This window comes from Sporomusa intestinalis, assembly GCF_055383785.1.
The window spans coordinates 2,957,866-2,979,041 of record NZ_AP042390.1; the positions used below are offsets into that span (position 1 = coordinate 2,957,866).

Here is a 21,176-nt window from a genome sequence, read left to right on the forward strand (position 1 = left end):
AGTTATCCTCCTTGTTTTCGATTGACTTGTCCGACAAGCTCCCCTACCTGGGCCAAACCGCGTTCGGCCAAATAATCACTGATACCTTCAGCCACGGCAACCGCCACCCGCGGATTAACGAAATTGGCGGTCCCCACGGCTACCGCACTGGCCCCTGCCAGCATAAATTCAATCGCATCGGCCGCCGTCATAATCCCGCCCATGCCAATCACCGGCACCCGGACAGCCTGAGCCACCTGCCATACCATCCGGACCGCTACCGGCTTGACGGCCGGACCGGATAAGCCGCCAACCGTATTGCCCAGCACAGGCCGCCAGGTGCGAATGTCAATCGCCATTCCCAGCAGGGTGTTAATCAGGGAAATCGCATCAGCCCCGGCGGCCTCTACGGCTTTGGCCATCAGCGCAATATCGGTAACGTTGGGAGAAAGCTTAACAATAACCGGCAGCTTTGTCCGGGCCTTCACCGCTTTTACGACAGCGGCGGCACTCTCCGGGCAGGTGCCGAAGGCAATGCCGCCCTGCCTTACATTCGGGCAGGAAATATTCACTTCCAGACCGGCGGCACCGGACTGATCCAGTCTGGCTGCCAGCTCACCGTATTCCTCCACTGTGTTGCCGGAGATATTAACGATAACAGGAACCTGGTACTGCGCCAGTTCAGGCATAGTTTTCGCGATCAGCTCTTCAACCCCCGGATTTTCCAGCCCGATAGAATTCAGCATGCCTGCCGGTGTTTCGGCCATGCGCCGCCCGCTATTGCCCGCCCTGGGCGCCAGGGTTGTCCCCTTAACCACGATGGCGCCTACCTGGTTCAGGTCAACAAAGTCACTATATTCCAGCCCAAAGCCGAAAGTGCCGGAGGCTGTCAATACCGGCGTTTTCATGTTAATGCCGGCAATATTGACGGCCAGCCTGGCATCAGTTAACCTCACCACGCCACCTCCTCAGCCCGGAATACCGGGCCGTCCGTGCATACCTTATGCCGCTTGCCGCCGGCGGCGGCGCAGGTGCAGGATAAACAAGCCCCAACACCGCAGGCCATATATTCCTCCAGGGAAACCTGGCAGGCAATACCATGGTGGGCTGCCGCCGCTGCCACGCCCTTGAGCATGGCCTGGGGTCCGCAGGCATAAATGCCGTCAAAATCGCCCTGCGCGAGCAGCCCCGGCAACAGGTCGACAGCGAAGCCGCGCTGACCAACACTGCCGTCATCTGTGGTTATATGAATATGGGGGCACACCCCGGCAAAGATCTTTGGCCAGAATAATTCCTGTTCATTACGGCCACCCATAAGTATAGTAGCCGGCCGGGAACAGAAAGCCTTGGCCAGCATAAGCAGCGGTGCCAGTCCCATGCCGCCGCCGACCAGCAGCGGGCGCCGGGAGTTTAAGTCAAAACCGTGGCCAAGCGGTCCCATACAATCCAGGCTGTCCCCGGCCTGCAGGCCGGCCATCAGCATTGTGCCGCGGCCAACAACGCGATAAATAACCGTAAGCGTTCCCTGGCCGTCATCACAGTCGGCAATACTAAAGGGCCGCCGCAGCAGCGGATCAAAAGCCTCTGTCAGGCGCAGGTGGACAAACTGGCCCGGCCGGCTGACCGCAGCCAGCGCCGGCACTGCCACGGTCAAGGCAAATACGTCCCCCGCCAGGGGGCGCTGTTTAATTACTTTAGCTGTTACACAGGTTTTACCCACGGGCTGTTTCGCCTCCACCCACATAATCCTGCAGGGCCAGCACATACAGGAATTTCCTTTCGCGGATAATGCTCAGCACATCAAAGACGGCATTGGCCGTATCCATTGAGGTCAGACAGAGAATGGCATGCTCTACGGCTGCCCGCCTGATCTTGAAGCCGTCGCTGTCAAAATCCCGGCCTTTGGTCAGAGTATTAATTACCATGTTGATTTTTCCGGCCTTAATCATTTCAATAATCTCAGGCTGCTGCTCATGCAGCTTGGGCACTGTCCCTACTTGCAGGCCGAGGGAACGCAGATATTTGGCCGTCCCGCTTGTTGCCACCAGCTCATACCCCAGCCGGGCGAATTCTTTGGCAATCTCGCCGGCTTCCGGCTTATCTTTATCGGCAACGGTGACAAGAATCGTGCCTGCCTGCGGCACATTCATGCCGGCGCCCACTATTCCCTTGTACAGGGCGCGGGAATACTGATAGTCAATCCCCATAACCTCGCCGGTAGACTTCATTTCCGGTCCCAGGGAAATATCCACATGCTGCATTTTCGCGAATGAGAACACCGGTACTTTTACCGCAACGTACGGTCTCTCCGGCATCAGCCCGGGAGTGTAGCCCATCCCTTTCAGGGTTTCGCCGATTGCTACGCGGGTTGCCACATCAACCATTGGCACAGCAGTGATTTTACTCAGGAAAGGAATGGTCCGGCTTGACCGGGGATTTACCTCAATGACATATACCTCTTCATCGACAATGACATACTGAATATTAATCAGGCCTTTGACCTTAAGCCCTCTGGCCAGGCGGCCCGTATAATCGACAATGGTCGCTTTGACTTTGTCCGACAGAGTCTGGGGCGGATATACGGCAATACTGTCACCGGAATGCACGCCGGCCCGCTCGATATGCTCCATAATGCCGGGAATCAGGAAATCATCGCCGTCCGCAATGGCATCAACCTCGACCTCGGTTCCCTGCATATAACGGTCAACCAGCACCGGATGCTCAGGCGACGCTTTGACAGCCCGCTCCATATAATCCTTCAATTCCGCTTCATTATAGACAATTTCCATGGCCCGTCCGCCCAGCACATAGGACGGACGCACAACAACAGGGTAACCGATACGCGCCGCAGCCTGCGGCGCCAGGCGGGCGTCGGTGATTGTCTCCCCCTGCGGGCGCGGAATGTGCAGTTGCTCCAGCAATTCATCAAATTTCTCCCGGTCTTCCGCCCGGTCAATATCCTCCACACTTGTGCCAAAAATTTTGACACCGGCTTTAGCCAGCGGGCCGGCCAGATTAATGGCTGTCTGCCCGCCAAACTGGACAATAACCCCCTCCGGTTGTTCTTTGTCAATAATATTCAGTACATCTTCCGGGGTCAGCGGCTCAAAGTACAACCGGTCTGAGGTGTCAAAGTCCGTAGAGACGGTTTCGGGGTTATTATTGATAATTACCGATTCGATCCCCATGGCCCGCAGCGCCCAGACCGAGTGAACCGAGCAGTAATCAAACTCAATTCCCTGACCGATCCGGATCGGCCCCGAACCCAGGACAATTACCTTACGGTTAACGGTCCGCTGCACCTCGTCTTCCTGGGCATAGGTTGAGTAGTAATAGGGGGTAACAGCCTCAAACTCGGCTGCACAGGTATCAACCATTTTATAGCTTGGCACAATACCGGCCTGTTTGCGCCTGTCCCGGATTGCAAAGACCGTTTTCCCGGTCAGCTCGGCAATGGATTTATCGGCAAAACCAATTTGCTTGGCAGCCAGCAGGACTTCATCAGAAAATTCCCGGCTGAGCCGCCGCTCCATTGTCACGATATTTTCAATTTTATCCAGGAAAAAATTATCAATGGTGGTTATGGCATGAATCTCAGCCACCGTTACGCCCCGGCGGAGCGCTTCGGCAATCACAAAAGTACGTTCATCATTGACCAGCGGGAGCTTATCTTTGAGCTCCTGATCACTCAGCCTGGCAATTTCAGGGATATCCAGACGGTTAAGACCGATTTCAAGTGAGCGCACCGCTTTTAGCAGCGCCCCTTCAAAGTTGCGGTCAATGGACATAACCTCACCGGTGGCTTTCATCTGTGTGCCCAGGGTTCTGTCGGCAAAAACAAACTTGTCAAAAGGCCAGCGGGGAAACTTGACAACCACATAATCAAGAGCCGGTTCAAAGCAGGCCTTGGTTTTACCGGTTACCGTATTGGTAATTTCATCCAGGGTATAGCCAATGGCGATTTTTGTCGCCACTTTGGCTATCGGATAACCGGTTGCTTTTGAGGCTAAAGCACTGGACCGGCTTACCCGCGGGTTTACTTCAATCACAATATAATTACTGCTTTTAGGGTCAAGCGCATATTGCACATTGCAGCCGCCTTCAATCCCCAGCGCCCGGATGATCTTTAGCGAGGAGCTTCTCAGCATCTGATATTCATAATCAGTAAGTGTCTGGGACGGCGCAACCACAATACTGTCGCCGGTATGAACACCGACCGGGTCGAAGTTTTCCATATTGCATACCGTGATGCAGTTATCAGCGGCATCACGGATCACTTCATATTCGATTTCTTTCCAGCCGGCCACACTGCGTTCAATCAGCGCCTGCCCGATCAGGCTGTGCTTTAAGCCCCGGTTTACGGTATCGATAAGTTCCTCATTATTATAAGCAATCCCACCGCCTGTTCCGCCTAACGTATACGCCGGCCGCACAATCAGCGGATAGCCGGTTTCTCCGGCAAATGCAAGCGCGCTTTCAATGTCTTCAACAATAGTGCTGGCGGGAATTGGCTGGCCCAGTTCCTCCATCGTCGCTTTAAACAATTCCCGGTCTTCCGCTTTCTTGATCGCTTCAATCGGCGTCCCCAGCAATTCAACCTGATATTTGGCCAGGACACCGCTTTCCGCCAGCTTGACGGCCAGATTAAGGCCGGCCTGCCCCCCCAAAGTGGCCAGTATACCGTCCGGCCGCTCTTTGGCAATAATCTCTTCCAGGTATTCAGGGGTCAGCGGTTCAATATATACCCAGTCAGCAATATTTGTGTCGGTCATAATAGTGGCCGGGTTACTGTTAACCAGCACCACCTCAAAACCTTCTTCTTTTAATGCCTGGCACGCCTGAGTACCGGCATAGTCAAATTCAGCGGCTTGGCCGATCACTATCGGGCCTGAGCCAATAACCATAACCTTGCGCAAGTTTTGCTTTTTCGGCACCGTTAGTTCCCCCTCGCCTTATTCATTTCTTTATTGAGCAGCCGCATAAATTCCGCGAACAGATAGGTGCTGTCATCAGGACCGGGCGCTGCTTCCGGGTGATACTGCACGGAGAATACAGGCAGGCGGTTATGACGCAGCCCCTCTACCGTACCGTCGTTGACGGCGCGGTGGGTCACGGTGACGTCCAGCTTGGCCAGCGAGTTTTCATCAATTGCATAGCCATGATTTTGGGAGGTGATGTACACCCGGTCTGTTGCCAGATCTTTAACCGGGTGATTGGAACCGCGATGGCCAAACTTCAGCTTATAGGTATCGCCCCCCAAAGCCAGGGCCAACAGTTGGTGCCCAAGGCAGATGCCAAATATCGGTTTTTTACCGATGAGCTGCCGCACGGTCTCCACCGGCGCATCTTTGGGATCACCAGGGCCATTTGACAGGAATATGCCGTCAGGATTGAGCGCCAGCACTTCTGCCGCCGGAGTGTAGGCAGGCAATACGGTAAGATCAAACCCGGCTTTCGCCATGGAATTCAGGATATTGCGTTTAATGCCAAAATCCAGCACGGCGATACGGGGCCCCTTACCCGGGAGACGGTAGATTTCTTTCGTTGTTACTTCTTTGACAGCCTCTGTCAATGGCGATTGCGCAAACAGCTCGGCGATTTCGCCGGCCTGAGCAGCAGCCGGCACAATGACCCCCTTCATGGTCCCCTGCGAGCGTATCCTTCTGGTGATAGCCCGGGTGTCAACCCCATACAGGCAAGAAATATTTCTCGCTTTAAGATAGGAAACCAGGGAGTCTTCAGCCTGCCAGCTGCTGGGCTTGCCGCACAGCTCACTGATCACAAAACCACGCACAAAGGATTGCCGGGCCTGGTCAAAGAGATCAGCCACCCCGTAGTTGCCAATAAGCGGATACGTCATTGTTACGATTTGTCCACAATACGATGGATCTGTTAACACTTCTTGATAACCGGTCATACCGGTATTGAACACTACTTCCCCAACTGTTTTAGTACCGGAAGCAAGCATCCCTTGGAAAACGCTGCCGTCTTCCAATATCAGTTTGCCATTCATTTAAGCACCTCGCCATTTTGCATAATTATACTTCCATCCACTATAGTAATTAGCGCTTTACCCCTTAAATTCCTGCTTTCAAATGGAGAATGTTTTCCCCGTGTATAAAATTTTATGCAGTCAACTGTCCATTTATATTCAGGATCAATGATTGTTATATCGGCGGGTGCCCCGACCTTCAGCACGCCTCTGTCCAGCCCCAGGATTTTTGCCGGACCATAAGACAGCTTGGCGATGATCTCCGGCAGTGTCAGTTTGCCAGTATGATAAAGCCCTGTCAGTACAACCCCGACTGCGGTTTCCAGCCCGGCGAAACCGCTGGGGGCATACCGGAACTCGACATCTTTTTCCTCAAAAGCGTGCGGCGCATGATCTGTGGCGATAGCATCCAACGTTCCGTCTTTCAGTCCGTCAATAAGAGCGGCAACATGCTCAGCCGACCGGAGCGGCGGATTGACCTTAAAAGCGGTATTAAAGGTTCTCAGTTCCTCGTCGGTAAGCGTCAGGTGATGGGGTGTTGCCTCCGCCGTTACTTTGACGCCCCGCTGTTTGGCCTGGCGGATGATTTCAACCGCGCCTTTGCTGCTGACATGAGCAATGTGAATGGGCGCATTTGCGTATTCTGCCAGCATAATATCGCGGGCCACCGCAATATCTTCGGCAACCGCCGGCCGGCCTTTCAGCCCCAGCACCGCCGATACAGCCCCTTCATGCATGAACCCTTCATTGGCCAGGCCTTCGTCCTCTGAATGGGTAATGACCGGCCGGCCAAACATTCCGGTATACTCAAACCCGGTCTTCAGGAGGCGGGTACTGTCCAGATGACCGCCATCATCAGAAATGGCCACAGCCCCGGCTGCGATCATATCGCCAATTTCGGCCAGCTCCCGGCCCTCCAGACCTTTGCTGAGCGCGCCGATGATCCTAAGATTGACAACCCCCTCGGTTTGCGCCCGCTGGATTAAGCCGGCAACCACAATGGAGCTGTCAATGGCCGGCTTCGTGTTCGGCATGCAGGCAATTGTCGTAAATCCGCCTGCCGCCGCCGCCCTTGTGCCGGAGCCAATATCTTCTTTCGCCTCCAGGCCTGGTTCCCGCAGATGGACATGCATATCAACAAGGCCAGGGGCTACTACCAGCCCGGCGGCATCGATAATTTCCGCTCCCGCTGCTGCACAATTGGCCCCCAGGGCCGCGATCCTGCCGTTTTCAATCAGAATATCACCGGTTACATCCATGTTCTCCGCCGGATTAATAATACGTCCGCCTTTAATTAGCAGCTTCAATGTGAGTCCCTCCCATCAGCACTAAAAATAACAAGGCCATCCTGACAGCCAGACCGTTTTTCACCTGTTCCTGAATCGCTGACTGTCCACCGTAGGCGATATCCGGAGCGATCTCCAAGCCGCGGTTCATAGGGCCGGGATGCATCAAGAGCGCATCCTCTTTAGCCAATGCCAGGCGTGTGGCGTTTACGCCAAATATCCGGGCATATTCGCGGGCTGAGGGGAAGAGTCCTTTCTGCTGCCGTTCACGCTGGATACGGAGCACATTGACCACATCAGCCTGGTCGAGAGCGTCTTCTATCCGGTTATGTACCGTTACCCCGATGGTTTCTATATCCCGGGGCAGCAGTGTTTGCGGACCGGCAAGATGAACCTCAGCCCCCATTTTTTTCAGGCCCCAGATATTGGAGCGTGCCACCCGGCTATGTAGGATATCGCCGACTATCGCTACTTTTAGACCGGCAAGCCGGCCTTTATATTGTTTAATTGTAAACATGTCCAACAGCCCCTGGGTAGGATGCTCATGGGCGCCATCACCGGCATTGATAATGACTGGTTTGGCTATATTGGCGGCGAATTGGGCCGAACCTTCGGCTTCATGGCGCATGACGATGATATCGACCCCCATGGCTTCGACTGTAAGCAGGGTATCGCGCAGGCTTTCGCCTTTGGCCACACTGCTGGAGCTAGTCGAGATATTAATAACATCAGCGCCAAGGTATTTGCCCGCCAATTCAAATGAGGTACGTGTCCTGGTACTGTTCTCAAAAAACAGATTAACAATGGCTTTGCCGCGCAAAGTCGGCGCTTTTTTGATATCCCTGTCGATGATATTTTTCATCTCTTTAGCCGTAGCGAGAATAAGTTCCATTTCGGCCGCCGTCATAGCTTCCAGACCAAGGATATCCTTATTCCGCAATGATACCTGCGCTTTACTCATCACGCACTCTCCCTTCAATTTTAAAGACATATAAAAACCCCTTGCCTGAAAAAGCAAGGAGTAATAGGCAACCACGCCAAAATAAAGCATAATCAGCCCGGTACATCCTTGCAGACCTCTCAGGGCCTACTTAAAGGATAGTATTTGTTATTGTCAGCTATAATAAAAGCCTTCTTGCTGTGAAAAGCGCGCAAGAAGGCGTAAAAGTCCCTATCGTCCCCTTGCCAGCCTCACAGGACCAGCTTAAAGGCCATATTCGTATTGTAAAGATAATAGCAGATTGTTCCGGATCTTGTCAATAGGCAGGCGCTCATTTATGTAAAAAAACAGGAACCAAAGCGTTGATATATGGATAACAAATGCTACAAAAAAAACTTCAATAAATCAGGATATAAAATATCTTGATTTACAATATAGCTGTCATGTTCATGCCCCTTCATAATAATTAATTCTGCATCTGGCAAAGTGTTTGCCAGATTAACAAATGACTCCGGTCTAAAAATATCTTGTTCCGCCGCTACAACTAATGTGGGCGTGGTTACATGCTTGACATCAGCTAATTCAATATTCGGATGTTCCAGCATTAGCTTGAACAAAGGGCTTTTGGTTTCCTCATATGTTTTTTCAACAAATTGATAACTTTCCTCAGTAAAATCGTCCGGTTTTAAATTCACCCCTAAAAGCGCCATTTTGTTTATACATTCACCCTGATTCAGGGCGAGAAGTAATGAAATAATTGCGCCGTCACTAAAACCGACAATATTTACTTTTCCCAAATTCAGATGTTTGATAAGAGAATACATATCTTTTGCCATGGTTTCATACGAATAATCTTCGGTTTTTGTACTTTCACCATGATTTCTGCTATCAATAGCATATACGGTAAAATCATTTTGCAGTTTTGCCGTAATCACGTCAAAAATATGACGGTCTTCCCCATTGCCATGCAGGAGTAAAAGTGGTTCGCCGCTGCCTGATTTTTCATAGGCAAGGTCAATATTGTTTACGGTTATCTTCATTTACATCCTCCTCAATTTCTATGCCTATCAGCAAAACAGCTCATAGCCCGCTATTAATACTCACAGACCTCATGTTCCATTCTCTAAATTACCCAAAATCATTTATATTATTATATCATATAAATAAAATAAAAAAGCCAATTGCTAGGCAATCAACTTCTTTTGCTAAAAAATATGGTGCGGTTGGTGAGACTTGAACTCACACGCCTTGTGAGCGCCACCCCCTCAAGATGGTGCGTCTGCCGATTCCGCCACAACCGCATGTGGGTTAAGTAAATAAAGGAGGTTCTTCGCTATGCTCAGAACTAAGCGATTCACACCAATCAGTCTTCGCCTCACGGCTTGTCTTCTTGGGTTCTCTGCTTATGCTTAGATGGTGCGGTCGAGTGGATTTGAACCACCACGAGGTTGCCCCCACTAGCTCCTGAGGCTAGCGCGTCTGCCGTTCCGCCACGACCGCATGTTTAGATTGTTAACAATAAAATTATACGATAATTTTATTTTATCGTCAAGTAGAAGTCTTTTGGATGAGCGCGCTGGTACACAGGTGATGATTAAGGAGGTTCTTCACTCCGCTCAAAACTAAGCGATTCACACCAATCAGCCTTCGCCTCGCGGCTCGTCTTCTTGGGTTCTCTGCTTATGCTTAGATGGTGCGGTCGAGTGGATTTGAACCACCACGGGGTTGCCCCCACTAGCTCCTGAGGCTAGCGCGTCTGCCGTTCCGCCACGACCGCATCTATGCTTGATGTCACGCTTAATGCAACATAATGTATCTTATCATAACAACAAACGATCGTCAAGCATTATTTTAAACATTATTTACCCGCAGCGGCAAAACCCCATTGCCAGGCATTCCATAAATTGCCTGCAGGCGTAGGGTTAGGCTGGTAATTAACAACCGCTGTTTTCACCGCATCAATATTACCGCGGAAATAGAGCGGCACCACCGGGCATTCTGCACGGATCAGCTCCTGAATCCGAAAATAAATATTTTTTCTGGCAGTCACATCAATTGTCCGGACACCGGTTTCGCTCAATTTATCGATCTCCGGATTACGCCAGCCGGGATAATTCTGTCCGTCATAGGCGTTGGCCCGGCTCGGAATCTTGCGGGAATGCCAAAGATTGAGATTATCCGGATCAAGACCGGCAACCCAGGCATACATCGCTGTTGCAAATTGTCTGTTGCGCAAAGTATCAGCAAAAAACACCGCTGTATCCACTTGGCGAATTTCCACTAATACGCCAATCTCTTTAAGCTGCTCGGCAATTTTTTGCGCTGTTTGTTCCCGTAATTTGTTGCCGGTTGGGACAGACAGGGAAAATGCCAGCTTTTTATTATTTTTGGTCATAATTCCATCTGTTCCCGGCTGCCAGCCAGCCTGGCCCAGCAAGTCACGGGCCGCGTTAAGGTCTCTGGACGGGGGCTGCTGTAGCGGATTATAAGCCCAGGACATGGGCGACTGGTCACCATCGGCCGGGCCGGCAGCCCCTTTAAGCACCTCGTCGACAATCGCCTGCCTGTCAATGGCCCGGGCAATCGACTGCCTGACGCGAATATCCTGGAACAGAGGGTTATCCAGGTTGAAGTCCATATGCTCCCAGATCATAGTAGGCGTAATAACCGCCCTGATTCCACTGATGGCTTTTATCTGCTCTAAATAAGAAAACCCGATATTGCCGGCAATATCCAGCTCGCCTGCTTTCAGCTGTGTCAGCAGGATATTGGCATCCGGAATCACCTTATAGATAATACTGTCTAAAACCGGCTTTCCCCGGTAATAAGCCGGATTGGCCTCAAAGCGGATTGCTTCGGCAACCTGCCATTCCTTAAATTTAAACGGTCCCGTGCCAACCGGGGCCCGGTTAAAGGACGCTTTATTTATATTACTCTCGTTTTCAAGTTTATGTTTGGGCAGTATTGTCGTGAATAAGGTAAGGTAAGGAGCATAATACTCACGAAATTTGACAACAACCGTATGCTTGTCCGGGGTTTCCACCGCCCTAATCCGGTCATACCCCTCACGGGCTACGATATTTACATTCCGGTTCATAATCAGCTGCCAGGTAAACTTGACATCTTCAGCGCTAAAGGGCGTACCATCATGCCAGGTTACCCCCGGCCGGAGCCGGTAGGTAACGGTGAGGCCGTCAGCCGTCACACCGCCGTTGGCTGTAGTTGGCACATCCACAGCCAGATCAGGCAGCCATTCCCCCGTATCACTGGTAATGACCAGACCACTGAAAACCAGCTTGCCTACCTCAGCTGTGGCCAGCAGGTCGGACAATAACGGATTAAGCGTGTTAGGTTCCTGCAAACTCCCATATGTAAGCTGCCCGCCCTGTTGAACAGTTATTTTTTTCTTTTCAGGCAACGGACTCTCATCCCGGGAACTGCAGCCGGCAGTAACGACCAATATTAGTGTTAGAAATAGAAGTAGCAACTTACGCATCATTTATAGCCCATTCTCCTCATCACCTTTATCTGCCATACAATTCCTGATATCGTTTTTTACTGTTGAGGACTTTTTGCACATATTCTCTGGTCTCTCTAAAGGGAATTTGATTAATATCAGCAAAATCCTCGGACCACCCATACCGCTCCATCCATTGTCTGACATTTCCCTGGCCGCCATTATAGGCGGCAAGATAAAGCACCTCGTTGCCGGCAAATTCTTTTTTTAAAGAGGCCAGATACCATGTACCAAAACGGATATTCATATCCGGATCAGTCAAATCAGCAATCATGAAATCTCTCTGTTCACGCTGCTGAGCAATCCAGCGGCCTGTATCAGGCATAATTTGCATAAGGCCCAGGGCTCCTTTGGGCGAACGGGCTTCGGTAATGAATTTGCTTTCTGTGCGGATTACGCCGGCAATCAGAAATGGATTAAGGTCATATTGAAGGGCATAGGTGTAGATAGCTTCTTGATACAAAAAAGGATACACATATTTTTTCTGAAACCAGTCACTCGTAAACACAGTGTAGATGCCTGTGGCCAACAATAATAGACCAATCATCAGGACTTTCAGCCAAGTCCAGATACGCAATAAAATCACTCCGCAAAAAAAATCACTCTTTAACCATATGTGCCAGCAGGCAAAAAAATGCTTTACTTATCACCGCTGTCTATGCTATTACTAATTCCCCACCAAAACTTTTGCACCTGTTTTTTTGTATTTTCAATCGTTTTACTGTTATTAATGACCACATCAGCATATTTTAGTTTTTCGCTTAAGGAAAGCTGGGCTCTAATCCGGGCCATGGCATCCTCATAACTGCTGTTATCCCGCATCATTAACCTAACAATCTGGGTCTGTTCATCGACAAAGACTACCCAGACCGCATCCACCCGTGAATGCCAGCCAACCTCAATTAAAAGCGGCGCATCCAGAACAACCATTTTGCAGCCCTGCTGCCGGGCAGTTGCCAGCGAAACCGCTACCGCCTCTTCGATCCGGGGGTGCGTAATAGCTTCTAACTTAGCTCTGGCCGCAGCATCGGCAAAAATAATCTTTCCCAGGCGTTTACGGTTAATTTGACCACTGGCATCGGTGACAGCGGGCCCAAAGGCGGCCACGATGTCCTGCCAGGCCGGTTTATTGGGTTTGGTTATCTCATGGGCAAGCTTATCGGCATCGATAATATATGCCCCCAGTTCCTGCAGCATTTTACTGACCGTACTTTTGCCGCTGGCAATGCCGCCGGTAAGTCCAATCAAATACATACACGTATCCCCTTAGCTATTTTTGACAATGAGGGCAATAGTGCGTACCGCGTCCAGCTACTTCTTTGCGTGAAATGGCAGTGCCACAACGGTGGCAGGGTTCATTAGTCCGGCCATACACATTAAGATGGTACTGATGGCTGCCGCTTTGGCCTGCCCCGTCACGATAATCCCGAAAGGTTGTCCCGCCATGGGCTATGCCATCGGCGATCACCTGATTTACCGCCTGGTAGAGATATCTGGCCTCCGTTTCATTGAGACTATTGGCGACACGCTCCGGATCTATACCGGCAATCGCCAGCGCTTCATCCACATAAATATTGCCGAGACCGCCAATCAGGTGTTGATTCAGCAATACCGCCTTAATAGTGGCCTTGCGTTTGCTCAGCACAGCAATAAGATAATCAAGCGTAAATTCGGCCGATAACGGCTCCGGGCCCATGGCAGCCAGGCCGGCGATCCGCCACAACTCCCCCTGTGGCAGCAGATAAAGCGTACCCAGGGTGCGGGTATCTGCATACAACAATAAATCACCATTGTCCAAAGTAAAAATGATATGAGTAAAGCGGTCATATGTTGTACTAGGATTAACATAATATAAACGCCCTGTCATCCGCAGATGAATGACCAGAACATAGTCATTGTCCAGATAGAACAACAGATACTTACCCCGCCGCTGTAAGGTGACAATCGTCCGGTCAGTAAGAATTGCCTGAAATTCAGGTGCAGTAGGCCACTTTACCAGGCGTGGCAAGCCGATTTTAATCCGGGCAATTTTTCGCCCCTCCACTTTGCCGGTCAACGTCCGGCGAATGGTTTCCACCTCAGGCATCTCAGGCATCGCCCAACCTCCTCTATTTCGCTTCCGCCCAGTTACGGCCTGTTTTCACTTCGGCCAGAAGCGGCACTGAGAGTTCTACCGCCTGCTCCATGGCATTTTTTACAAGCTGGGCAACCTGGTCAAGTTCAGCAGCAGTAACTTCCAGCACAAGCTCATCGTGAACCTGTAAGAGCAGTCTGCTTTGAAGCCCCGCGGCCTTAAGCTCCTGGTAAACATGATTCATGGCAATTTTAATGATATCGGCGGCAGCCCCCTGGATCGGTGTATTCATTGCCGTCCGTTCGGCAAAGGACCGCTGATTAAAATTGCTGCTGTTAATATCAGGCAGCTGCCGCCGCCGCCCAAACAAAGTAGTCACATAGCCATCGCGGTGAGCACCGGCAACAACCTCGTCTATATACCTTTTTACCCCCTGATATTTGGCAAAATAGCTTTCAATATAATAGCCGGCCTCTTTCCGGCTGACACCAATGTCCCGGGCCAACCCAAAATCACTGATGCCATAAACAATGCCAAAGTTAACAGCCTTGGCTCTGGCTCTCAACTCTGCGGTCACATCCGCCATGGCCAGGCCAAAAACCTCGGCCGCCGTCCGGGTGTGAATATCCTGATTGTGCCGGAAGGCCTCAAGCAGACTGGCATCTCCTGCCATGTGGGCAAGAACCCTAAGTTCAATCTGTGAATAATCTGCCGCCATAATATATTGATAGCCATCGCCAGGCACAAACAGCTCCCTGATCCTGCGCCCGATATCGGTGCGGATGGGGATATTCTGCAGGTTGGGCTCAGAACTGCTCAGCCTGCCGGTAGCTGTCACGGTTTGATTAAAGGTGGTGTGTATTCTGCTGGTCCCAGGCTCAATCAGGGTTTCTAACCCATCCAGATAAGTGGATTTCAGCTTGGTAAGCTGCCGGTATTCAAGCAGCTTATCGATCAGGGGATGCTCCCCCGCTAATTTTTCCAGGACTTCAGCGTCAGTAGAAAAACCGGTTTTCGTCTTTTTAATAATCGGAAGCTTTAGTTTTTCATATAAAATATGCCCCAATTGCTTGGTCGAGTTAACATTAAACTCTTCCCCGGCCAATTGATAAATTTCGCCCAGCAACTGTTCAACCTTACCGGCAATGCTAGCTGCCATCTCCTGCAAATAATCCCTGTCAATTTTAATACCGGCAATCTCCATGGCAGATAAAGCTTCCACCAGCGGCATTTCCACCTGTGCAAACAGCTTGTCCAGGCCGGCGCCGGCCAGGCTGACGGCAAAGGCATCCCGCAGTTGTTCAATGATGCCGCTGGCCCAAACCGCAAATTCCGGTTTGGCTGTTAACTGTTTATCACCGCCAGGCAAAACGATTGTCTGTCCCAGGTATTTTTCCGCCAGGCTTGCCAGGGGGTAAGAAGAAGCTGTTGGCTCAAGCAAATAGGCGGCAATTAGCAGATCCGACACCGGGCAGTTGAGGGCTGTGCCTCTCAGCCGGCAGGCATTATACAATTGCTTGGCATCATAGGTGGTAAGTGTAATGCTGCTGTCAGCCAGGATAGCAAACACAGCATCCCACCCTTCTGCCGTTGCCGGGATATATACAGTTTTGCCGGCGCAGGTAACAGCAAGACCTGCCAGTCCGGCTAAAGGCGAATGGGCTGCAGTTAATGGATAGCAGCATAAATTTCCCTGCTGTTGCCCAGCCCTATGGAGGGCCTCAATCTCACTGCGGCTGGCAAGTATAACCGGAGCCGCAAGCTCGACGGTCGCGGCCGGTGCTTGGGCGTCCGCATTAACGGTGCCGGCAAACAATACATCAAACTTGGCCAGCATATTTTTAAACTCAAACTTGGCAAATACCGCTTTTACAGCTTCTCGGTCAGGGTCAATCGTAAAGTTTTCCGGAACAAATTCCAGCGGCATATCGCAGACAATTGTCGCCAGGCGCTTGGATAGAACAGCCTGCTCCGCATACTGCCGCAGGTTTTCCTGTAATTTCTTGCCGGCCACACCTTCAATATTAGCCAGCACGTTCTCCAGCGAACCATATTGGATCAGTAATTTTATTGCTGTTTTTTCGCCAATGCCCGGTACGCCGGGGATATTATCGGAAGAATCCCCCATTAAGCCCTTCATATCAATAAACTGGGCCGGGGTTAACCCATATTTTTCTTTTAGAGCCGCTGTATCCATAACTTCCATCTCGGATATGCCTTTCCGGGTAAGCAGCACTGTGGTGCCCGGACCGATTAATTGCAGGGCATCCCGGTCGCCGGTGACAATTAATACCTCAAACCCTTGTTGGCCTGCCTTAGCGGCAAGTGTTCCTAAAATGTCATCGGCCTCAAACCCCTGCTCTTCCAGCGTAACGATGCCAAAGGCTCCCAATAACTCACGGATCAGGGGAAACTGTTCCGACAATTCACCCGGCGTGGCCTGGCGCTGAGCCTTATATTGCTGATAGGTATCTGTCCGGAACGTCACCCGGCCTTTATCGAAAGCGACAGCCAGGAAATCCGGTTTGTAGTCTGTCAGTAATTTAACAAGCATAGTTGTAAAACCGTATACGGCATTGGTATACAGGCCGCCTGCGGTACGCAGCATCGGCAGCGCATGAAAAGCCCGATGTACAAGACTGCTGCCGTCAATGATAATTAATTTCTGGGGCATAAGCCCACCACCCTTATATTCATATAGTCCAATCTATGTTTATTGGCTATTAAAAGCAAAATCCCTGCTCTTATTTTCCTTAATAAGTGACTCGTTATGTAATATCTATTGAAGAACCAGCCTGCACAGGCCTTAGTAAAGCAAAAAAAATTTATAGGCTGCGCCGGAAATGGGAAAAGAGAGAGCCCGCTATTGCTCTCTCCGCAACTTAGATTAGCAGTTACTCAGCTTTGCTTAAGGATAGGTCAGTTCTATTGTGTTGGCCTGTTCATTCCAGTAAACATAGGCATTAAAATATTGGTTAATTTTAGTTATCTGAATATAAGGCTTTTGCCCGACCATTACCACCGGCACTATTGTATTTTGCCCGGCAGCGGTTAGTATTAATACATGGTCTGCCGGGTTCCACGTAGCCTGCCGCTCCATTGCCGCTGCCAGTTCCAGGGCAGACAGCGCTAACATGCCCTGCACCTTTTTTATCTCAATATTTGCGGGAATATTGTTTACAAAAACCACAGTGGTATGATAATCCAGCGTATTTTGGTCTGACTGCCAGTTCAGATCACCGCCCAAAAGAGCCGCTATGTTTTCGGCCGCTGCATACACCCTGTTGCCGCTGTTGATCCCCGGTATGCGATTGGAGCCGCATTGCACTGTTTTCGTCTTTTCATCCCAGCTTATTTGTTGATTTAATGCCCCGGCCAGGGGCTTAACAGGTACGTATTGGATATTTTGCACAGTTACCCCCGGCTCGGTTATAGGAATGCCATTTACCGTAAGCTTGAATTGGCTGGCAATAATAACCTGCCTGCCATCGGCCTGGGTAACTGTTTTGCGTAAAAACTCATCAGTAATCAACCCATTCCAGGGATAGGCAGCAAGCTTATTGCGCGCATCCTGTACAGTCACCCTGCCATACCCGTAGACATCGGGATAAACGGCAAGCAAAATCTGTTCCCTGGCATTTGTTCTGATTTTTATCCGGTCATAGGTTATCCGCACCGGCGTTCCATAGCCCACCAGGTCAAAAAGTTCTTCCACATCCTCTTCATACATGCGAATACAGCCATTGGATATAACTGCACCGATTGACCATGGCGCATTGGTCCCGTGAATGCCATAGTTATTCCAAATTCCCATCCACCTGTAGCCAAGCGGATTTTCCGGGCCTGACGGCACCATCTTGCCTTTTTGGTCAGGCGGATACCAGTCCGGATTAATCTCTTTGTATACTATCGAGTAGTTGCCTAACGGTGTCGGGGTTGATGGCTTGCCTATAGCAACCGGATATTCCTTCACCAGGCTATTGCCGGCAAAAAGCTCAATTGTCCGGCTTGGCAAATTCACGGTAATACTGGGTGCAACCAAGTCGTTCTTAGCCTGGCCTGCAGGATTCAGGAAAAAACAAAACAGCAGAAAAGCCAGGCTTAGGCAAAGTCTTTTAAGATATTGATTTTTATTCTTTAGAACATGACTTCGCATTTTTATAAATTTTGCTGGGACCAAAGAACTTATCTGCCGTAACACTAGAGCATCCCTTCTTCACACTAATTTCTGTAACAATAACAGAATATGAAAATGGGATGCAGATATTACCTTTCACCATAAAATTTTCAGGCAAAATTCGGTATCCCTACTGCAGGTTAAGCACCTGCTGATGTACCACCCGCAACCGGCGATGGCGTTCATCAACAATCGGCAGATAAATATGAATATGGGCACCGATTCCGGTCGGACTAACAGCGTTAATATTGATAAAGCCCCCGTGTTCACTGACAATCCGGTGCGCAACAGGCAATCCCAGCCCCATATGCTCCAGTTTTGTCGTATAAAACGGCTCAAAGACCCGCGGCAGTATTTCCGGCGCAACCCCGGACCCTGTATCGCCAATAGCAATAACAAGCATGTTCAGTTCGGAATTTATCCAGGATTTTACTGACAGCACCCCTTCATTGGGCATAGCCTCAATCGCGTTTTGCATAATATTTACAACGGCTTGCTTGATTAAATTACTATCAACGGTAAGGGCCGGTAAATTAGCGGCTAGCTGCTTGTCAATCGCTATTTTTTCACCGCCCAGCTGTTTAAAGGTTAGCAACAATGCCTCTTCGATTGTGCGGTTAATATCGATATTAGCCTCCTTGTTGACCGGCGGCTTGGCAAACATCACAAGTTCTTTGACTACTTTATTAATGCAGGCTACCTCATCCAGCATCATCTCCAGCACATCACGCCCTACCGTATAGCGGTCATCCTCCAGGCGCCCCAGCATAACCTGCAGATACCCGCTGATGGTAGTCAGCGGCGTACGCACATGATGAGCCACGCCGGCGGCTAATTCGCCCAGGGACATCAGCATCTGCGTGATCTGGATTTGCTTAATCGCCGCCCTGACTGCCGATAAATCCTGAATAATAACAATTAAGCCGTTAGGTTCCCCGCGGGTGCCTCGCAGCCTCAGGGTGTCAATATGAGCATAAATATACTGATCCTGTACTTTTAACTTTAAATTAATCGTATTTAGATCCTCGTACTCGTCAAGATAAAATACCTTCAGGAATTTCTCGCCATGATGCCGAAAGACATCTTCTACCCTGCGGCCAACCGCTTTCGGTCTGTGTATGCCGCAGATCTTTTCAGCCTCACGGTTCAGGTTTTTTAGCCGCAATTCATTATCTATAAATAAAATCCCGGTTGTTGTCTCAAACGAATCATGATAGTCATCTTCCCGGTGCAAATACACTATTTTGTTTTCAAAAGCTTCAGCCGCGGACATTGTCGATCGCCTCCAGTGACCATCTTTTAAATTTTGTGTTGTTAAACATTCTTGTAAAATATTGTATCTCCTGCTAATTTAGAACGATTACTTTTCGTAAAAAACCGACAGATTTTTAGGTGCAGTGTGTCGAAATGGCTAATCACCGTAAAGCAACCCTTGTTCTGCCTGCCATTACCGAACCGCCCAATTCGACACCGCAGACTATTTTACCGCTTTAAAGCATTTTTTCTCTGTTCCGGCGACAGATAAACTCTTACAATAATTACCAATATATGTAAATATAAAAATAAAACTTACAATTATTACCATTTTTAACAATTTACCTATACATCAAAAAAGGCAGTGGCCGGTAATTCTCCTGAGCTCACTGCCTTGGTTATGCGGTTGACACACTCAATTAAATAATCGCTGCCAGAATGATCTGGGCTTATTATTCTCTTTCGCCTCTGTAATTTGGCGCAAACGAATATCCATCAGCTGGAAATGCTCGGTCAGTTCTGTTTCCAGGCGCTCTTCCAGCTTGGATACCTCCTGCTTTAAATGCTGCAACTCCTCTTGCTGCCCGTTAACCATGCTGATGGTCGCGGCAATTTGTTGTAACGCCTGATTTTGCGAGGCGATAACAGCCATAATCGTAGAACCGTCAAATTGATGTACTGTAGCTAAGGCCTGAGATTGTCCATTTTCATCCGCCTGCGAATGTGTTGCGCTGCTTTCCTGCGGTTCCGGCTCAATCTCAATAAATCGGGTAAAGCGGCTGTCCAGCTCATTGGCAATATCATCAGCATTTTTATTTTGATGCATGCATTTGGCGATAGTCTGAAATACTTCAACCGCTTCCGGATAAAAACGTTTCTTTTTCCCCTCTCCCATCGCCGGCAGATAGTCCAGAAACAAGTCCCGATAATATCGCAGCGTGCTCTGCGGAATTCCCAGCTCTTGCGATATATCTTTGATACTAAGTAATTCTGTCATAAAAAATCACCCCTTGCGTTTTTGTTGTTGCGATTATATTCGCGGTTAAGGGGGATTTTTCCTGCTAATTTTATGAATATTTGTAAATAATTTACATTTATTTTTTTAGGGCCGCCGCCTTTTTCTTTTTTGGCGCATAATCCCGCATTTCCGGAATTGCACCGCCGGCAATCGCCCAAAGGTACAGGCTTGCCACTGTTCCATAAGGCGAGTAGCGCCTTGCGTATTTTGCAAACTTTTTTCTGTCGATGCTTCTGTGATGATACAGCATCCGCATTCCCCGGTGGATAGCAAGGTCCCCGAAGCTCACGACATCGGACCGCTGCATGCAGAAAGTCATGATCATTTCAGCAGTCCACGTGCCGATACCTTTCAGGGATGAAAGCGCTTTTATGACCTCCGCATCGGGCAGACCGGATAACGCATGTATGTCGAATTCTTCGCTTCTGACTTTTGCGGCAAAGTCTTTGATGTACTCGGCCTTTTTGAAGGTCATGCCCAGTTTTTGCAGTTGAGTCAATTCCAGTGCGTATATCGCATCGGCATTAATAATCCCAAGCCTGTCATTAAGCCTTTGCCAGATGGTCGCCTGTGCCCGGGTGGAGATCTGCTGGCCGATGATATGATGGACTACAGAGGAGAAAAGATCGCTGTCAACCTCCCTGTATAGATGCCCGATCCGGTCAATCGCCGCGCCCAGAAGCTTATCACGGCCTTTTATGAATTCAATTTCCTTTTTACCGTATTCAAAATACAAAAAAACACCTCCGCTGTTGCAATTATAACATAGGCCTGCAGTGACTTTCTTCTCTTATTTAGACATTCCATGCAGACGGTTATTTTGCAAATAAAAAAAGTCTATATGATGTAAAATCACATAGGCCTCTTAGCTTCCCAATTTAATATTTTAGCAGCTTTGGACAGTTAAGCGGTGCCGCACTCCGCTTGGAACTAAGCGAT

General features: G+C 49.7%; 16 protein-coding genes and 3 tRNA genes. All 19 read right to left on the bottom strand.

Going from position 1 to position 21,176, the window contains the following annotated elements; all coding sequences use genetic code 11:
- Positions 1 to 2 precede the first annotated feature (2 nt).
- Positions 3 to 935, bottom strand: a complete 933-nt coding sequence (locus ACZ481_RS13985; protein ID WP_464765978.1) for a dihydroorotate dehydrogenase — start codon at positions 933 to 935, stop codon at positions 3 to 5.
- Entirely contained in the window at positions 932 to 1,699 is a 768-nt protein-coding gene (locus ACZ481_RS13990; protein WP_464765979.1) for a dihydroorotate dehydrogenase electron transfer subunit, read from the bottom strand. The genes ACZ481_RS13985 and ACZ481_RS13990 overlap by 4 nt, the downstream gene beginning before the upstream one ends.
- On the bottom strand, positions 1,692 to 4,913 hold the full coding sequence (gene carB, locus ACZ481_RS13995) for a carbamoyl-phosphate synthase large subunit (protein ID WP_464765980.1): 3,222 nt from the start codon (positions 4,911 to 4,913) through the stop codon (positions 1,692 to 1,694). The genes ACZ481_RS13990 and carB overlap by 8 nt, the downstream gene beginning before the upstream one ends.
- A gap of 2 nt (positions 4,914 to 4,915) precedes the next feature.
- Positions 4,916 to 5,992 (bottom strand): glutamine-hydrolyzing carbamoyl-phosphate synthase small subunit, encoded by a 1,077-nt coding sequence (gene carA, locus ACZ481_RS14000; protein ID WP_464765981.1) that lies wholly within the window; start codon positions 5,990 to 5,992, stop codon positions 4,916 to 4,918.
- Entirely contained in the window at positions 5,989 to 7,278 is a 1,290-nt protein-coding gene (locus tag ACZ481_RS14005) for a dihydroorotase (protein ID WP_464765982.1), read from the bottom strand. Before ACZ481_RS14005 ends, carA begins: the two co-directional genes overlap by 4 nt.
- Positions 7,262 to 8,218, bottom strand: a complete 957-nt coding sequence (locus ACZ481_RS14010; protein WP_464765983.1) for an aspartate carbamoyltransferase catalytic subunit — start codon at positions 8,216 to 8,218, stop codon at positions 7,262 to 7,264. Before ACZ481_RS14010 ends, ACZ481_RS14005 begins: the two co-directional genes overlap by 17 nt.
- A gap of 362 nt (positions 8,219 to 8,580) precedes the next feature.
- A complete protein-coding gene (locus tag ACZ481_RS14015) occupies positions 8,581 to 9,237 on the bottom strand; it encodes an alpha/beta fold hydrolase (RefSeq protein WP_464765984.1) in 657 nt (218 codons plus the stop codon).
- 175 nt (positions 9,238 to 9,412) lie between these two features.
- A tRNA-Leu gene (locus ACZ481_RS14020) sits at positions 9,413 to 9,498 on the bottom strand.
- Positions 9,499 to 9,611: 113 nt separating this feature from the next.
- Positions 9,612 to 9,697, bottom strand: a tRNA-Leu gene (locus ACZ481_RS14025).
- A 191-nt stretch (positions 9,698 to 9,888) separates the two neighbouring features.
- Positions 9,889 to 9,974, bottom strand: a tRNA-Leu gene (locus tag ACZ481_RS14030).
- Between the two features lie 81 nt (positions 9,975 to 10,055).
- The gene (locus ACZ481_RS14035; RefSeq protein ID WP_464765985.1) at positions 10,056 to 11,696 is read right to left on the bottom strand and encodes a peptide ABC transporter substrate-binding protein; all 1,641 of its coding nucleotides are present in this window, start codon (positions 11,694 to 11,696) and stop codon (positions 10,056 to 10,058) included.
- 25 nt (positions 11,697 to 11,721) lie between these two features.
- Positions 11,722 to 12,291: a lytic transglycosylase domain-containing protein gene (locus ACZ481_RS14040; RefSeq protein WP_464765986.1), complete on the bottom strand. Its 570-nt coding sequence runs from the start codon at positions 12,289 to 12,291 to the stop codon at positions 11,722 to 11,724.
- 62 nt (positions 12,292 to 12,353) lie between these two features.
- On the bottom strand, positions 12,354 to 12,968 hold the full coding sequence (gene coaE / locus ACZ481_RS14045) for a dephospho-CoA kinase (protein ID WP_464765987.1): 615 nt from the start codon (positions 12,966 to 12,968) through the stop codon (positions 12,354 to 12,356).
- A 16-nt stretch (positions 12,969 to 12,984) separates the two neighbouring features.
- Positions 12,985 to 13,809, bottom strand: a complete 825-nt coding sequence (gene mutM / locus ACZ481_RS14050; protein WP_464765988.1) for a DNA-formamidopyrimidine glycosylase — start codon at positions 13,807 to 13,809, stop codon at positions 12,985 to 12,987.
- Between the two features lie 13 nt (positions 13,810 to 13,822).
- A complete protein-coding gene (polA, locus tag ACZ481_RS14055; protein ID WP_464765989.1) occupies positions 13,823 to 16,462 on the bottom strand; it encodes a DNA polymerase I in 2,640 nt (879 codons plus the stop codon).
- A gap of 234 nt (positions 16,463 to 16,696) precedes the next feature.
- Positions 16,697 to 17,944, bottom strand: coding sequence for a L,D-transpeptidase family protein (locus tag ACZ481_RS14060; protein ID WP_464765990.1), 1,248 nt, complete (start codon positions 17,942 to 17,944; stop codon positions 16,697 to 16,699).
- A gap of 151 nt (positions 17,945 to 18,095) precedes the next feature.
- Positions 18,096 to 19,238 (bottom strand): two-component system sensor histidine kinase NtrB, encoded by a 1,143-nt coding sequence (locus ACZ481_RS14065; RefSeq protein ID WP_464765991.1) that lies wholly within the window; start codon positions 19,236 to 19,238, stop codon positions 18,096 to 18,098.
- 396 nt (positions 19,239 to 19,634) lie between these two features.
- The gene (locus ACZ481_RS14070) at positions 19,635 to 20,216 is read right to left on the bottom strand and encodes a MerR family transcriptional regulator (RefSeq protein ID WP_464765992.1); all 582 of its coding nucleotides are present in this window, start codon (positions 20,214 to 20,216) and stop codon (positions 19,635 to 19,637) included.
- A 97-nt stretch (positions 20,217 to 20,313) separates the two neighbouring features.
- Positions 20,314 to 20,973, bottom strand: coding sequence for a DNA-3-methyladenine glycosylase family protein (locus ACZ481_RS14075; protein WP_464765993.1), 660 nt, complete (start codon positions 20,971 to 20,973; stop codon positions 20,314 to 20,316).
- Between the last annotated feature and the right edge of the window lie 203 nt (positions 20,974 to 21,176).